The following is a 15942-nucleotide window of genomic DNA, read 5'->3' as shown; positions in this document are numbered from 1 at the left end:
TCGATGTTCGGCACCGATCCGTGGTGGCTGGTCCTCCTCAAGGCGGTCTTCTGTTTCGCCTTCGCCATGCTGACCGTGCTGTTCTCGATCGTCTGGGAGCGCAAGGTCGTGGCGTGGATGCAGCTGCGCATCGGCCCCAACCGGCACGGCCCGTGGGGCATGCTCCAGTCGCTCGCCGACGGCATCAAGCTGATGCTGAAGGAAGACATCATCGTCAAGCGCGCGGACAAGGTGGTGTACATCCTCGCGCCGATCGTCGCGGCGATCCCCGCCTTCATGTCCTTCGCGGTGATCCCCTTCGGCCCGGCCGACAACGAGGTGTCGATCTTCGGCACCCGCACCGCGCTGCAGCTCACCGATCTCCCGATCGGCGTCCTGTACATCCTGGCCACCGCGTCCGTCGGCATCTACGGCATCGTGCTCGCGGGCTGGTCCTCCGGCTCGACGTACCCGCTGCTCGGCGGTCTGCGCGCCTCGGCCCAGATGATCTCCTACGAGATCGCGATGGGGCTCTCCTTCGCGGCGGTCTTCCTCTACTCCGGGTCGATGTCCACCTCGGCGATCGTCGAGGCGCAGCACGACCGCTGGTTCGCGGTGCTGCTGCCGGTCTCGCTGCTGATCTACATCGTGGCGATGGTCGGTGAGACCAACCGCGCCCCGTTCGACATGCCGGAGTCCGAGGGCGACCTGGTCGGCGGCTTCAACACCGAGTACTCGTCGATCAAGTTCGCGCTCTTCATGCTCGCCGAGTACGTGAACATGGTGACGGTCTCGGCGGTCGCGACCACCCTCTTCCTGGGCGGCTGGCGGGCCCCGTGGCCGATCAGCACCTTCTGGGAGGGCGCGAACCACGGCTGGTGGCCGATGCTCTGGTTCACGATCAAGGTCCAGCTGCTGCTGTTCTTCTTCATCTGGCTGCGCGGCACGCTGCCGCGGGTGCGCTACGACCAGTTCATGAAGCTGGGCTGGAAGGTCCTCATCCCGGTCTCGATGGTCTGGCTGATGCTGGTCGCGACCGTCCGGGCGATGCGGAACGAGAACTACGGCCTGCGCGACATCGTGCTGTACGTCGGCGGCGCCGTCGTCGGCCTGCTGCTGATCTCCCTCGTGGTCGACGTGTTCCGCGACCGCGGGCGGAAGAAGGACGAGGCGGAAGCCGCCGCGGCACCGCCGGAACCGTTCGATCCGATGGCGGGCGGCTTCCCCGTACCGCCGTTGCCGGGGCAGACGCTGCCACCGGTGCCGCGCCGTCGCAGCCGCAGCCTTGGCGAGCCGCAGCTCGTCGGCGGCCCCGCAACCCCGGCCGCCATGGACACTGACAAGGAGGCCGACGATGCCTGAGTTCCTGGGCCCGGTCGCGGGCTTCGGCGTGACCTTCAAGGCCATGTTCAAGAAGCGGCTGACCGAGCAGTACCCCGAGGAGAAGAAGCCGACCGCGCCGCGCTTCCACGGCCGGCACCAGCTCAACCGGCACCCGGACGGGCTGGAGAAGTGCGTCGGCTGCGAACTGTGCGCGTGGGCCTGCCCGGCGGACGCGATCTACGTGGAGGGCGCGGACAACACCGAGGAGGAGCGCTACTCCCCGGGTGAGCGCTACGGCCGCGTCTACCAGATCAACTACGCCCGCTGCATCCTGTGCGGGCTGTGCATCGAGGCGTGCCCCACCCGGGCGCTGACGATGACCAACGAGTACGAACTCGCCGACAGCAGCCGCGAGTCGCTGATCTTCACCAAGGAGCAGCTGCTCGCCGGCCTGGACGAGGGCATGGTCGAGGCACCGCACTCGATCTTCGTCGGCATGGACGAAGGGGACTACTACCGCGGTCTGGTGACGGAGGCCGCTCCCGGCACCGAGCGCCAGGTGGCGGTCTCCAAGGGCGAGAAGCCGCCGGAGGACGCGGTGCCCGTGGCCGCCCCCGGCGGCGGCAAGCCCGCGGGAACGGGGGCGGAGGCATGATGTCCACCTTCACCGCCGCCACGGTGGGCGCCACGTCCACCGGGGAGGCGTTCCAGTTCTGGATCCTCGCGGTCGTCGCGGTCCTGGGCGCACTGGGCACGGTACTGAGCAAGAAGACGGTGCACAGCGCGCTCTGTCTGGCCGGGACCATGATCATCCTGGCTGTCTTCTACATGGCGCAGGGCGCGTACTTCCTCGGGGTCGTCCAGATCGTCGTCTACACCGGCGCGATCATGATGCTCTTCCTCTTCGTCGTCATGCTGGTCGGCATCACCGCCGCCGACTCGCTGAAGGAGACGCTGAAGGGCCAGCGCTGGCTGGCCGCGGGATGCGGTCTCGGCTTCGGGATCCTGCTGATCGCGGGCATCGGCAACGCCTCGCTCGACTCGTTCGCCGGCCTCGGCCAGGCGAACGCGGGCGGCAACGTCGAGGGCCTGGCGCGGCTCATCTTCACCAAGTACGTGTGGGCCTTCGAGATCACCGGCGCGCTGCTGATCACGGCGGCCGTCGGCGCGATGGTGCTGACGCACCGCGAGCGGACCGAGGAGCGCAGCACGCAGCGCGAGCTGTCGATCGCGCGGGTCCGCGCGGGCACCCAGGTGCCGCCGCTGCCCGCCCCCGGTGTGTACGCCCGGCACAACGCGGTGGACGTCCCCGGCCTGCTGCCGGACGGCACCACCTCGGACCTGTCGGTCAGCGCCACGCTGCGGGACCGCGGTCAGATCCGTGATGTGTCGAACGAGGCCCTGGCCGATCTCGCCGAGCTGGAACAGCGCTCGGAGAGCTGGCTGGAACGGTCCGCGCCCGAGGTCACGGCGCCAGAGGAGGCGAGCAAGTGAATCCGGTCAACTACCTGTACCTGGCCGCGCTGCTGTTCACCATCGGCGCCGCCGGGGTGCTGATCCGGCGCAACGCGATCATCGTCTTCATGTGCGTCGAGCTGATGCTGAACGCCTGCAACCTGGCGTTCGTCACCTTCTCCCGGATGCACGGCAACCTCGACGGCCAGATCATCGCCTTCTTCACGATGGTGGTCGCCGCCGCCGAGGTCGTGGTCGGGCTCGCGATCATCGTGACGATGTTCCGCTCCCGGCACTCGGCCTCGGTCGACGACGCCAATCTGATGAAGCTGTAAGGGGTAGCGACAGTGGAGAACCTCATCGGATTGCTCGTCGCGGCACCACTGCTGGGCGCGGCGATCCTGCTGACCGGCGGCCGCCGGCTGGACCGTGTCGGCCACTGGCTCGGCACGCTCTTCGCGGCGGTGTCCTTCGGTATCGGCGCCGTGCTCTTCTTCGACATGCTCGGCAGGAGCGGCGAAGACCGCACGATGTACTCGCACCTGTTCAGCTGGGTGCCGGTCGGCGGCTTCCAGGCCGACATCGGCTTCCAGCTCGACCAGTTGTCGATGACCTTCGTGCTGCTGATCAGCGGTGTGGGCACGTTGATCCACATCTACTCGATCGGGTACATGGAGCACGACGAGCGGCGCCGCCGCTTCTTCGGCTATCTGAACCTGTTCGTGGCGGCGATGCTGCTGCTGGTCCTCGCCGACAACTACTTCCTGCTGTACGTCGGCTGGGAGGGCGTCGGCCTCGCCTCGTACCTGCTGATCGGCTTCTGGCAGCACAAGCCGAGCGCGGCCACGGCGGCGAAGAAGGCGTTCCTCGTCAACCGCGTCGGTGACGTCGGTCTGTCCATCGCGATCATGCTGATGTTCACGACCTTCGGCACGTTCAGCTTCCAGCCGGTGCTGGCGCACGCGGGCGACGCGAGCGAGGGCAAGCTGACGGCCATCGGCCTGATGCTGCTGCTCGCCGCCTGCGGCAAGTCCGCCCAGGTGCCGCTGCAGTCCTGGCTCGGCGACGCGATGGAGGGCCCGACCCCGGTCTCGGCCCTGATCCACGCGGCGACGATGGTGACGGCGGGCGTGTATCTGATCACCCGGTCCGGCGCCATCTTCAACGGCGCCCCGGACGCGCAGGTCGCGGTGGTCACGGTCGGCGCGGTCACGCTGCTGTTCGGTGCGATCGTCGGTTGCGCGAAGGACGACATCAAGAAGGCCCTGGCGGGTTCGACGATGTCGCAGATCGGCTACATGATCATGGCGGCCGGGCTCGGCCCGATCGGCTATGTCTTCGCGATCATGCACCTGGTCACCCACGGCTTCTTCAAGGCCGGGCTCTTCCTCGGCGCCGGATCGGTCATGCACGGCATGAACGACGAGGTCGACATGCGGAAGTACGGGGGCCTGCGCAAGTACATGCCGGTCACGTTCATCACCTTCGGCCTCGGCTATCTGGCGATCATCGGATTCCCGGGTCTGTCCGGCTTCTTCTCCAAGGACAAGATCATCGAGGCGGCCTTCGCCAAGGGCGGCACCGAGGGCTGGATCCTCGGCGGCGCGGCTCTGCTGGGCGCCGCGATCACCGCGTTCTACATGACGCGCGTGATGCTGATGACGTTCTTCGGCGAGAAGCGCTGGGAGGCGGACGCGGAAGGCCACGAGCCGCACCCGCACGAGTCGCCCAAGTCCATGACCATCCCGATGATCGTGCTGGCCTTCGGCTCGGTCTTCGCGGGCGGGCTGTTCAGCCTGAACAGCTCCTTCCTGAAGTGGCTGGAGCCGGTCACCGGGCACGAGGAGGGGCACTCGCCCCTCAGTGCCACGACGGTGACGGCGGGCACGATGGTCGTGCTGGTCATCGGGGTCGCCCTGGCCTGGCTGATGTACGGGCGCAAGGCCGTGCCGGCCGTCGCTCCGCGCGGCTCGCTGCTGACCCGCGCCGCCCGGCGCGACCTGCTCCAGGACGACTTCAACCACGTCGTGCTGGTGCGCGGCGGCGAACACCTCACCCGCAGCCTGGTCTACCTGGACCACTCCCTGGTGGACGGTGCGGTCAACGGCACCGCCGCCGGGGTCGGCGGCCTCTCCGGCCGCCTGCGCAAGCTGCAGAACGGCTACGTCCGCTCGTACGCGGTGTCGATGCTGGGTGGCACGGCGGTCCTGGTCGCCGCGACTCTCCTGATGAGGGCGGTCTGATAACTCATGTCCTTTCCCCTCCTTACCGTCACGGCCGCCCTCCCGGCGGTCGGCGCGATCGCCACCGCCGCCGTACCGGCCGCGAAGCGCACCGTCGCCAAGTGGTCGGCGCTGGGCTTCTCGGTCGCGACGTTCGTGCTGGCCGTGATCGTCCTCGTCCGGTTCGAACCGGGCGGTGAGCGCTACCAGCTCACCGAGTCCCACGCGTGGATCAAGGACTTCGGGGTCCGCTACGAACTCGGCGTGGACGGCATCGGCGTCTCGCTGGTCGCGCTGACCGCCCTCCTGATCCCGTTCATCATCGCGGCGGGCTGGCACGACGCCGACCCCCTCGAGGACAAGAACCCCAACCGCCGCTGGCGGCCCACCCAGGGCTTCTTCGCCCTGATCCTGGCCGTCGAGGCGATGGTGGTGGTCTCCTTCGAGGCCACCGACGTCTTCCTCTTCTACATCTTCTTCGAAGCCATGCTCATCCCGATGTACTTCCTCATCGGCGGCTTCGGGGACCAGGCGCACGAGCACGGCGACGACGAGGCGGCCAAGCAGCGCTCGTACGCCGCCGTGAAGTTCCTGCTCTACAACCTGGTCGGCGGGCTCGTCATGCTGGCCGCCGTCATCGGGCTGTACGCGGCCAGCGCCGACCAGCTCGGGCACGGCACGTTCTCGCTCCAGGAGATCCTCCAGGCGCGCGCGGCCGGCAAGTTCGACCTGGCCTCCTCCACCGAGCGGTGGCTCTTCCTCGGCTTCTTCTTCGCCTTCGCGGTGAAGGCGCCGCTGTGGCCGCTGCACACCTGGCTGCCGAACGCGATGGGGGAGTCGACCGCGCCGGTCGCCGTCCTGATCACCGCGGTCGTCGACAAGGTCGGCACCTTCGCGATGCTGCGCTACTGCCTCCAGCTCTTCCCCGAGGCCAGCAAGTGGGCGACACCGGTGATCCTGGTGCTCGCGGTGATCAGCATCATCTACGGTGCCCTGCTGGCCGTCGGCCAGCGCGACATCAAGCGGCTGATCGCCTACGCGTCCATCTCGCACTTCGGCTTCATCATCATGGGCATCTTCGCGATGACCACCCAGGGGCAGAGCGGCGCCACGCTCTACATGGTCAACCACGGGATCTCGACCGCCGCGCTGCTGCTGGTGGCCGGCTTCCTGATCAGCCGGCGCGGCTCGCGGCTCATCGCCGACTACGGCGGGGTGCAGAAGGTGGCGCCGGTGCTCGCGGGCACCTTCCTGATCGGCGGACTGGCGACGCTGTCGCTGCCGGGGCTCGCCCCGTTCGTCTCCGAATTCCTGGTGCTCGTCGGCACGTTCAGCCGCTACCCGGTGATCGGCATCATCGCCACCGTCGGCATCGTGCTCGCCGCGCTCTACGTCCTCGTCCTGTACCAGCGGACGATGACCGGGCCGGTGAAGGCGGGCGTCGAGGGGATGAAGGACCTCAAGGTCCGTGAGATCGCCGTGGTGGCCCCGCTGATCGCGCTGCTGCTCTTCCTCGGCGTGTACCCGAAGCCGCTCACGGACATCGTCAATCCGGCGGTCGGCCAGACGCTCTCCGACGTGCACAAGACCGACCCCAAGCCCGCGCTGGAGGCGACCAAGTGAGCGGAACAGCCGTCCACAGCCTGTGGACAATGGCGGCCCCCGCCGCAGACAAGATCCCCGCCCCGAAGATCGAGTACACCCAGCTGTCGCCGGTCCTGATCGTCTTCGGGGCAGCGATCGTCGGGATCCTCGTCGAGGCGTTCCTGCCCCGTAAGTCCCGCTACCTGGGGCAGATCGCGGTCAGCGTCATCGGCCTCGCCGCCGCCTTCGCCGCCGTCGTGGCCCTGGCGGCCAGGGGCTACGGCACCACCAAGGCGCATGTCGCGGCCATGGGAGCGGTCGCCGTCGACGGCCCCGCGCTCTTCCTGCAGGGCACGATTCTGCTGGTCGGGCTGGTCGCGGTGTTCACCTTCGCCGAACGCCGGCTCGACCCGAAGGCGCACGGCCGCAAGGTCGACTCCTTCGCCGCCCAGGGCTCCGCCGTTCCCGGCGGCGACGCCGAGAAGGCCGCGGTCAAGGCCGGGTTCACCACCACCGAGGTCTTCCCGCTGCTGCTCTTCGCGGTCGGCGGCATGCTGATCTTCCCGGCCGCGTCCGACCTGCTGACGCTCTTCGTCGCGCTGGAGGTCTTCTCGCTGCCGCTGTACCTGCTCTGCGCGCTGGCCCGCCGCCGGCGCTTCATGTCGCAGGAAGCCGCGATGAAGTACTTCCTGCTGGGAGCCTTCTCATCGGCCTTCCTGCTGTTCGGCATCGCGCTGCTCTACGGGTACGCGGGCACCGTCTCGTACTCCGGCATCGCCGCCGTCGTCGACGGCACCGCCAAGATGACCCCGGCGCTCGCCGCCACCACCGGCAACGACGCGCTGCTGCTCATCGGCACCGCGATGGTCGCGATGGGGCTGCTGTTCAAGGTCGGCGCCGTGCCGTTCCACATGTGGACCCCGGACGTCTACCAGGGCGCCCCGACCCCGGTGACCGGCTTCATGGCCGCCGCCACCAAGGTCGCCGCCTTCGGCGCGCTGCTGCGACTCCTCTACGTGGTCCTGCCGGGCATGCGCTGGGACTGGCGGCCGGTGATGTGGGGCGTCGCGATCCTGACGATGCTGGTCGGCGCGATCGTCGCCGTCACCCAGACCGATGTGAAGCGACTGCTGGCGTACTCGTCCATCGCGCACGCCGGATTCATCCTCGCGGGTGTCATCGCCACCACGCCGGACGGCGTCTCGTCGGTGCTCTTCTACCTCGCGGCGTACTCCTTCGTGACGCTCGGCGCCTTCGCCGTCGTCACCCTGGTCCGCGACGCGGGCGGCGAAGCCACCCACCTGTCCCACTGGGCCGGCCTCGGCCGCCGCTCGCCGCTCGTCGCGGCGGTCTTCGCGGTCTTCCTGCTGGCCTTCGCGGGCATCCCGCTGACCTCCGGCTTCGCCGGAAAGTTCGCGGTCTTCAAGGCGGCGGCCCAGGGCGGCGCGATGCCGCTGGTCATCGTGGGTGTGCTCTCCTCGGCCATCGCCGCGTTCTTCTACATCCGCGTCATCGTGCTGATGTTCTTCAGCGAACCGAAGCCCGACGGCCCCACCGTCGCCGTCCCGAGCGCCTGGACCTCCACGGCCATCGGCATCGGCGTGGCGGTGACGCTCGTACTGGGCGTCATGCCGCAGTACTTCCTGGACCTCGCCGACAAGGCGGGCGTCTTCGTCCGCTGACCAACGGCACCACGGGAAACGGCCGTCGAACGCTTCAGGCGTTCGGCGGCCGTTCGCCGTTTTCAGCCCGCCGTCCGCGGGATGCGGCGGTTCCAGGTGCGGTGGAAGACGGTCTCGTCGCCGGAGTGGCAGGTCACCTCGTTGAAGGTGACGAAGTGCGTGGCGTCCGCCTGGATCTCGGACCGGGTGTCGATGCTGACGTCCCAGCCGAGGTCCGGACGGCGCAGCCGGACGTGCCACAGGGAGCGGGTGGCGGCGGAGAGCGGGTCGCCGGATTCGATGCGGTAGGTCTCCAGGGCGTCCTCGGTGAATTCGAGGCCGTCGGGGTAGATCCGGGTACCGCCGTAGCGCGGGTCGACGTCCAACTGCCAGGCGCCGGTGGCGACATCGCGGGTGACGACCCGCTCGGGGCGCGGCTCGGGCGCGCCGGGGAAGACCACCGGGAGCGGCGGGGCCTGTTCCGGTTCCTCGAAGTGCAGCGGGATCGCGGACGGCGACGGGGCCCGGACCGGCAGGTCGAGCGCGCTGTCGGCGGCCTCGATGGTGAAGCCTGAGGCGTTCTCGGGCTGCGCGTGCGGCCAGATCCACGGCCAGTAGGCGGAGGACAGGGCGAGCCGGATGCGGTGGCCGTGCGGGAACGCGTGGCCGATGCCGTTGAGCTCGAACGTGATGTCCTCGGTCTCGCCCGGGGTCCACTCCACCGCCCGGTCCCGGCCGTGCCGCGCCAGGAGGTTGAGGACGCCACGGGTGACGAGCGTGGAGGAGCCGTCCGGGGCCACGTCGCAGACCCGGGCGATGACCTGGCCGCGCGGCGCGTCGCAGCGCAGCCGCAGCCGGACCCGGGGGCGGCCGAGGACCTCGACGCGGTCGGTGAGCGGCGCGGAGTCGAAGCAGACCGAGCGGCCGTCCTCCTCGCGCTGCTCCGGCGGCAGGTCGGCGTCGTTGCCGAACGGGAAGAAACGGCCGGCATCGACCCCGGTGTGCTGCGGGGAGTCGACCCGCACCGGGCCGCCGGGCAGCGCGTACGGCGTGTAGGTGACGGCGGGCGACGGCCAGCTGTCCTCACCGACCCAGCGGCCCGGCAGTTCCTCGTAGACCGTGGCCGGCGGGTGCGACTCGCTGATCCAGGCGCGCAGCAGGGGATCGTCCATCACCCCCGTGGGCTTGTCCTTCAGCCAGTGGTCCCACCAGCGCAGCGTCTCCTGGAGGAAGCCGATGGCGGGCCCGGGCGGCAGGCCCCGGTCGGGGTACTGGTGGGACCAGGGGCCGATCAGCCCGCGGACGGGGGCGTCCAGCTGCTCGACGAGGCGCAGCACGGTGTCCCGGTACGGGTCGTGCCAGCCGCCGACGGCGAGGACGGCCGCCTTGACGGCGGAGTAGTCCTCGCACACGCTGCCGTGCTGCCAGTACGCGTCACGGCTCTGGTGGCCGAGCCACGTATGGATGAACGGATCGACGACTTCGAGCCGTTCCAGCCACATCTGCCGCCAGCTGTCGCCGACCGCCGTGGGATCGGGCGGCCGGCAGACGAAGGCGAGCATCGTCGCGGCCCAGGCGTGCATGTCGACGGCGAGGACCGAGCCGCCCATGTAGTGCACGTCGTTGTCGTAGCGGTCGTCGGTGGAGCAGACGGTGACGACGGCCTGGAGCGCCGGCGGCGCGAGCGCGGCGATCTGCAGGCTGTTGAAGCCGCCCCAGGAGATGCCGAACATCCCGACCCGGCCGGTGCACCAGGACTGCGCGGCCAGCCATTCGACGACCGCGACGCCGTCCGCCAGCTCCGCGGCGTCGTACTCGTCGCCCGGCAGCCCCTCGGAGTTGCCGTGGCCGCGCACGTCCACCCGCACGGAGGCGTAGCCGTGGCCCGCGTACCAGGGGTGCCGCTGCGAATCGCGCGGCGCCGTCCAGTCGTAGAGCCGGTACGGGAGGTACTCCAGCAGCGCGGGCACCGGTTCGTCGGCGTACGGCCGCCAGATGCGCGCGTACAGCCGGGTGCCGTCGGGCAGCGGGATCCGGACGTCCTCGACGAAGGTCGTGTAGGGGAATTCGGTACGGATGCGCATCGGCGGGGCTCCCTACGACGTCGGCGGCGGCGGGTCGGTGGACGGGGTCAGCGGACGGGGTCGGTGGACTGGTTCGGTGGACGGGATCGGTGGACGGGTTCAGTGGACGGGGTGCATCGTGCGGCGCAGCCAGGGCGCGGCGGCGACCACCGCGAGCCCGGCGAGTACGGCGACGGCGCCGTTGACACCGAAGTAGGCGACGTTGGAGACCGTGCCGTAGACCTTCACGGTCTGTGCCTGGATGCCGTTGGCGAGGGCGAGCGACAGGAACCACAGCGCCATCGTCTGGCTGGCGAAGGCCCGCGGCGCGAGTTTGGTCGTGGCCGACATGCCGGAGGTCTCCAGCAGGATGTCGCCGAGCCCGAGCAGCAGATACGAGCCGACGATCCACCAGACGGCCATCTGGTACGTGTCGTCGCTGTGCCCGGACGTGGGCAGCACCATGAGCAGGAAGGACAGCCCGCCGAGGATCACCCCGAACGCGATCTTGTTGGACGCGTGCGGCTGCCGGGGCCCCATCCGCGACCACACCGCCGCGACGACGGGCGCGAGCGCGACCTCGAAGGCGCCGAGCGCGGAGGCGTACCAGCTCGCCGGGAAGTGGAAGCCGAGGATCTCCGTACGGGCGTTGGTCGAGGCCAGCAGCATCATCGTCGAGTACGCCTGGAACAGGATGAAGTTGAAGACCACGGACGCCAGGAACAGCACGACGTACGGGCGCAGCCGGCCGCGCTCCTCGTCGGTCACCCGGGGGCTCCGGAACATCACGGCGAAGTAGGCGACCGGCGCGATCACCGAGATCACCGTCAGGACGTCGACGAAGCGGTCCATCGTCAGCCAGCCGGCCAGCGCCAGCGCCGTGGCCAGGACGGCGACGGCGAGCAGCCCTGCGACGATCAGCCGGACGGCACGGCGCATGGCCGGCGGCGACAGCTCGAATTCGGCGGAGGCCTTGCGGCCGGCCAGGTGACGGCGGCCCGCGACGTACTGGATCAGGCCGAATGTCATGCCGATCGCGGCGGCCGAGAATCCCCAGTGCCAGCCCTTGTGGTCGCCGAGCCAGCCGGTGATCAGCGGGCCGAGGAAGGCCCCCACGTTGATGCCCATGTAGTACAGCGCGAAGCCGGCGTCCCGGCGCTCGTCCTCGGTGCGGTAGAGCTTGCCGACCATGGTGGCCACATTGGGTTTCAGCAGGCCGGTGCCGGCGCTGATCAGCCCGAGGCCCGCCCAGGTCATGGCGGGGGTCGGGAAGGCCATCGAGTAGTGGCCGACGGCGATGAGGATGCCGCCCCACAGCACCGCCCGGTACGAGCCGAGGATGCGGTCGGCGAGCCAGCCGCCGCCGACCGAGACCAGGTAGACCATCGTTCCGTACGCCGCCGAGACGGAGGCGGCGGTGCCCGGGTTCATGCCCAGGCCGCCGCCGGCGACCGAGTCGGCGAAGTACAGGACGAGGATCGCCTGCATGCCCAGGAAGGAGAACCGCTCCCAGACCTCCAGGCCCGACAGCGTCAGCAGCCCACGTGGATGCCCGAAGAACGCGTGGTCGTCGGACGCGGGCGGCTCCGGATCGGCCGCTTCGTCGGTCAGCGTGTCGGTCACCGGCGGCCGGCCTCCCGATCGGTCGGAATAAATGGCATCAATGCGGATCATATGAGGCAAGATCCCGAACGGCCTGATGTGGATGACCTGTCCCGGCCATATAGGGGCGATGCCCCGGCAAAGATCGAGAGGGGACCGGCTACGCTGCCCGTGTAAGTAGTGCCACCCCTCAGACGCATCTCGGCGAATGGAGTACCCCTCGTGAACGTCGTCGGGCCGTTCGGGTTGAGCGTGCGGGACGAGGCTCTCGAAGCCGACGTCCAGGCCGGGCTGTTTGCCGTGGAAGAGGGCCTCCTGGAGGCCACCAAGAGCGACGTCCCCTTCATCGCCGGCGCCGCGCGCCATCTGCTGCGGGCGGGCGGCAAGCGATTCCGGCCGCTGCTGGTGATGCTGGGCGCCCAGTTCGGCGACCCGCACGCGCCGGGCATCGTGCCCGCCGCGGTGGTCGTGGAGCTCACCCACCTCGCGACGCTGTACCACGACGACGTGATGGACGAGGCGGACGTGCGCCGCGGCGTCCCCAGCGCGAACGCCCGCTGGGACAACTCGGTGGCCGTCCTCACCGGCGACTTCCTGTTCGCCCGCGCCTCGCACATACTGGCCGACCTCGGCCCCGAGGCCGTCCGCGTCCAGTCCGAGGCCTTCGAGCGGCTGGTGACCGGCCAGATCCTGGAGACCGCGGGCCCGGCCGACGGCCGCGACCCCGTCGACCACTACCTCGACGTCATCAGCGGCAAGAGCGGCTCGCTCGTCGCGGTCTCCTGCCGCTTCGGGGCCATGATGTCCGGCGCGGACGAGTCGGTCGTCGACATCCTCACCCAGTACGGCGAGCGCATCGGCACCGCCTTCCAGCTCGCCGACGACATCCTCGACATCGCCAGCGACAGCCACGAGTCGGGCAAGACCCCCGGCACCGACCTGCGCGAAGGCATCCCCACCCTCCCGGTGCTCCATCTGCGCACCCGGGTCGCCGCGGCCAACGGCTCGGCCTCCCCGGCCGACCGCCACCTCTGCGACCTCCTCGCCGGCGACCTCACCGACGACCACCGGCACGCCGAGGCGCTGCGCCTGCTGCGCGCCCACCCCGCGCTGGAGCAGGCCCGCCGCGACACCGTCCGCTACGCCGACGAAGCCCGCGCCACCCTCGCCCCGCTCCCGGACTGCGCCGCGAAGCAGGCCCTGGAGGGCCTGTGCGACGCGGTGGTGTACCGCGCGGGCTGACCCCCCGTACCTTCGCCGACAGAGCCGGATCCACTGCGGCCGATCAGCCGCACCGGCTTGAACGGCCGCAGTTCTGGTCAGGCCGGCAGCTGCCAGGATGGGCCGTCCGGATCACCCATCCAGACGGACTGCTCCATATCCGGCGTGACCGTCACACCGAACGCGGACAGCGGCGGCGAGCCTGCCTTTTGCCATCCGGCGAGAGCCGTCTCCACCTGGTCCCACAGGCGTAGCGGCCCGTGCTGATGGACGCTCCATCCGTCCCCACTCGCCGCCGCCTCCGTCCAGGCCAGCGAGCCGGTCGCCACATCGAGGAGCGTGACCTCGTCCCCGGAGCCGAGCAGTTCGGCGGAGGGTGCCGCGAGCTGTGCGACGAGGTGGGCGGCCCGGTCGTCCAGCAGGACCGGGTTCACCCGGCCGGCGCGGATCTCCCCCTCGTGCCGGAAGAAGGTGGGGCGCGGCGGACGGCCGTGCGGGCGGGCGAGCATGTAGGAGACCGGCTCACCGGTGAAGCCGCCTTGCGCGCCGCCGTCCTCACCGACGGTGAGGCGGAGCAGGCCTGAGGCCATCATCCAGCCGCTGAGCGTGACAGCGATGGTGCCGCCGGCCCGTACCTGCCACAGCCAGGCGGTCGGGATGGAGCGCACTGAGCACGTGGCTACGAGGCGATCGAACTCCGTCTCCTCGTCACGCCAGTCGAGTCCGTCATCGACGATCAACCGTGGGACGTAGCCGGCGGCGGCGAGATGTGCGGCAGCACGCGCGGCCAGTGCGCGGTCGACCTCGACCGAGGTGACGTGCTTCTCACCCAGGCGATGACTCAGCAGGGCGGTTGAATAGCCCGTGCCCGTCCCGATCTCCAGCACCCGGTCCCCGTCCTGGATCGCCGCCGCCTCCAGCGTCCGGACGACCAGGGACGGAAGCGTTGACGAGGAGGTCGCGTCCCCCGTCGTGACAACTCCGGCGTTCCAGTCGGCATCGGCGCCGTCGATCTGTGTCACCCAGGTGCTGTCCTCGTACACGAGTGCCAGCCATTCGTCGTCTCCGATCAGCGCCTGAACGACCGGCTCCCATTCCGTTCCACGTCGGCCCTGCCGCGCGCGGTAGAAGGCGCCGTCGAAGAACAACTCGCGGGGAACGGCCTCCACCGCCGCACGCCAGGCGGGATCCACGGCAGGGAGCCGTCCGGCCAGAGCACTGCGGAGCTGTGCGGCGTCAACAGGCATGGAATTCTCCGGACCTCTGGAGCTGATCGGCGATGGCGTAGGCAATTCGAGTGGATATCGGCTCGGGGAACCACGCCCACTGCCCGTTCGGATTGCACTCGTACATCCACCACCGGCCGTCGGTGTCGAGCCCGAAGTCAAAGGTGCCGAAGACCAGCCCGAACGCTTCCAGGAACGCGCGCACACCCTTTTCCACCACCGTCGGGGTCTCGACCAACCGGTAGGAGAGCGCGTCGTAGTCCCGGCGCCAGTCCAGGAACGGAGAGCCGTCGATCCGCACCGCGAACAGCTCGTCACCCACGATCGTCAGTCGGACATCGGCCGCCTTGTCGACCCGCTGCTGGAAGGTGTGCAGAGTGTGCGCCACGCCGGAGCCGATGCTTTCCGGAGAGACTTCTTCCACCCAGACCGTGTTGGCTCGGCCGTCGTCGCCGACGAAGTCGGTACTGCGCAGCGGTTTGTAGACCACCGGACCGTGGTCCCGGGCGAACCGGCGGGCCCGATCCACATCGTTCGTCATGAGCGTCGGCGGCATGGCCAGCCCGCAGCGCGCCGCGACCGCCAGCTGCGCGGGCTTGTGCTCGGCATCCTGATTACGCCACGGATGGTTCACGTAGTGGGCCCCGCGCAGCGACCCCAGAATTCCGCCGAGGCCGTACCGGGACTGCTCGACGGACCAACGTGCCACCTGCTCGGACGCGTCGTGCCCGCTGCCGTACGGGCTCGGGCGCCGCCAGTACACGGACCGTACGCGCTCCAGATCCAGCACACGGCTGGCAGTCCGCACGCTGCCGGCAGAGTTCGTGCAGCCGAACAGCGCATTCACCTGAACCGAAGCGGGGAAGTCGCCGGGATCAAGACGGACCACCGGGACTTCCCGACGATTCAGCTCGGCGATCACGATGTCGGCGGTCGGGTCATCGAGCCGGGTCACCACGAGGACCGGGCAGGCCTCCCCATGCTCCGCCTCAGTCACTGTCGCCGGACTGATCACTGCCCTGATCAGGGGTGCCGTCAAGACTCGTCTTGGTTGACGTCTCTTTCGACGTCTCGGACTTCTTGTGCTGCGACCAAGCCGAGATCTCGACACCGTCCGTATCCAGCCACCGCGCTCTCTGAGTACCGGCGTCCAGAACAATCCGAGGGGCCGGAGCCGGCGTGTCGCCGGGAAACGGTGCCATCCGGGTCAATCCCCAGGGCATTGAGGCGCGTTCGGGCATCACGGCTCCTCGCGTTCTCGGATGCTGCGACAGTCGATTGATCGCTCTCCGTGACGCTAGCGTCACGGAGGTGACTAGCACAAGAGGAGCGGCGCATGGATGTGCCGCCACGCCTCGTGCGGCTCGCCATGGATCAGCGAGGAGGCGTTCAGCGGGAGAGCGCTCAGAGCAGGTGGTCGAACTCGCCCGCCTTGATGCCGGACACAAAGGTGTGAAGGCGCGCCCGAGTGGTGCTGATCACCTCGTCGGGGCGGTCGCTCTCGCGGACGAGGATGCCGCCGGGGCCCATAGCAAGCTCAACGCAGTTGCCGTTCCCCTCCGAAAAAGAGGACTTCTGCCATGTGATGCGTGTGACCATCGCCGGT

The 15942-nt window shown here is 69.5% G+C and carries 14 protein-coding genes; 8 read left to right on the top strand and 6 right to left on the bottom strand.

Annotated elements, in window-relative coordinates; translation table 11 throughout:
- Positions 1-3: 3 nt before the first annotated feature.
- The 7 genes from nuoH to nuoN are packed head-to-tail and all read left to right on the top strand — an operon-like array spanning position 4 to position 8245.
- The gene (nuoH, locus tag LNW73_RS13315; protein WP_250992903.1) at positions 4-1341 is read left to right on the top strand and encodes an NADH-quinone oxidoreductase subunit NuoH; all 1338 of its coding nucleotides are present in this window, start codon (positions 4-6) and stop codon (positions 1339-1341) included.
- Positions 1334-1957, top strand: a complete 624-nt coding sequence (gene nuoI, locus LNW73_RS13310) for an NADH-quinone oxidoreductase subunit NuoI (RefSeq protein ID WP_250977210.1) — start codon at positions 1334-1336, stop codon at positions 1955-1957. Before nuoH ends, nuoI begins: the two co-directional genes overlap by 8 nt.
- Positions 1957-2796: an NADH-quinone oxidoreductase subunit J gene (locus LNW73_RS13305; protein WP_250980279.1), complete on the top strand. Its 840-nt coding sequence runs from the start codon at positions 1957-1959 to the stop codon at positions 2794-2796. Before nuoI ends, LNW73_RS13305 begins: the two co-directional genes overlap by 1 nt.
- Positions 2793-3092 carry an NADH-quinone oxidoreductase subunit NuoK gene (gene nuoK / locus LNW73_RS13300; RefSeq protein WP_138357554.1) on the top strand — a complete coding sequence of 100 codons (300 nt, stop codon included), beginning with the start codon at positions 2793-2795 and terminating at the stop codon, positions 3090-3092. The genes LNW73_RS13305 and nuoK overlap by 4 nt, the downstream gene beginning before the upstream one ends.
- A gap of 12 nt (positions 3093-3104) precedes the next feature.
- On the top strand, positions 3105-5000 hold the full coding sequence (nuoL, locus tag LNW73_RS13295; protein WP_250990043.1) for an NADH-quinone oxidoreductase subunit L: 1896 nt from the start codon (positions 3105-3107) through the stop codon (positions 4998-5000).
- Positions 5001-5006: 6 nt separating this feature from the next.
- On the top strand, positions 5007-6602 hold the full coding sequence (locus LNW73_RS13290) for an NADH-quinone oxidoreductase subunit M (protein WP_250990042.1): 1596 nt from the start codon (positions 5007-5009) through the stop codon (positions 6600-6602).
- The gene (gene nuoN, locus LNW73_RS13285; RefSeq protein ID WP_250990041.1) at positions 6599-8245 is read left to right on the top strand and encodes an NADH-quinone oxidoreductase subunit NuoN; all 1647 of its coding nucleotides are present in this window, start codon (positions 6599-6601) and stop codon (positions 8243-8245) included. The genes LNW73_RS13290 and nuoN overlap by 4 nt, the downstream gene beginning before the upstream one ends.
- A gap of 62 nt (positions 8246-8307) precedes the next feature.
- Here the strand turns inward: nuoN and LNW73_RS13280 are convergent, their stop codons facing one another.
- Positions 8308-10308 (bottom strand): CocE/NonD family hydrolase, encoded by a 2001-nt coding sequence (locus tag LNW73_RS13280; protein ID WP_250990040.1) that lies wholly within the window; start codon positions 10306-10308, stop codon positions 8308-8310.
- A 99-nt stretch (positions 10309-10407) separates the two neighbouring features.
- Positions 10408-11961 (bottom strand): peptide MFS transporter, encoded by a 1554-nt coding sequence (locus LNW73_RS13275; protein ID WP_285391038.1) that lies wholly within the window; start codon positions 11959-11961, stop codon positions 10408-10410.
- Positions 11962-12111: 150 nt separating this feature from the next.
- Here LNW73_RS13275 and LNW73_RS13270 point away from each other — a divergent pair, with 150 nt between their 5' ends.
- On the top strand, positions 12112-13131 hold the full coding sequence (locus LNW73_RS13270; protein ID WP_250977219.1) for a polyprenyl synthetase family protein: 1020 nt from the start codon (positions 12112-12114) through the stop codon (positions 13129-13131).
- A 77-nt stretch (positions 13132-13208) separates the two neighbouring features.
- Here the strand turns inward: LNW73_RS13270 and tgmC are convergent, their stop codons facing one another.
- The 4 genes from tgmC to LNW73_RS13250 form a co-directional block, all read right to left on the bottom strand.
- Complete coding sequence (tgmC, locus tag LNW73_RS13265; protein WP_250990038.1) at positions 13209-14357, bottom strand: ATP-grasp peptide maturase system methyltransferase; 1149 nt, start codon at positions 14355-14357, stop codon at positions 13209-13211.
- Positions 14347-15291, bottom strand: coding sequence for an ATP-grasp ribosomal peptide maturase (tgmB, locus tag LNW73_RS13260; RefSeq protein WP_250990037.1), 945 nt, complete (start codon positions 15289-15291; stop codon positions 14347-14349). Before tgmB ends, tgmC begins: the two co-directional genes overlap by 11 nt.
- A gap of 34 nt (positions 15292-15325) precedes the next feature.
- A complete protein-coding gene (gene tgmA, locus LNW73_RS13255) occupies positions 15326-15577 on the bottom strand; it encodes a putative ATP-grasp-modified RiPP (protein WP_250990036.1) in 252 nt (83 codons plus the stop codon).
- 163 nt (positions 15578-15740) lie between these two features.
- On the bottom strand, positions 15741-15935 hold the full coding sequence (locus LNW73_RS13250) for a DUF397 domain-containing protein (protein ID WP_250990035.1): 195 nt from the start codon (positions 15933-15935) through the stop codon (positions 15741-15743).
- Between the last annotated feature and the right edge of the window lie 7 nt (positions 15936-15942).

The sequence above is a fragment of the Streptomyces sp. RKAG337 genome (assembly GCF_023701715.1).
Classification (GTDB): Bacteria; Actinomycetota; Actinomycetes; order Streptomycetales; family Streptomycetaceae; genus Actinacidiphila.
The sequence above is the reverse complement of the archived record's forward strand: the minus strand, read 5'-3'. Positions and strand labels throughout refer to the sequence as shown.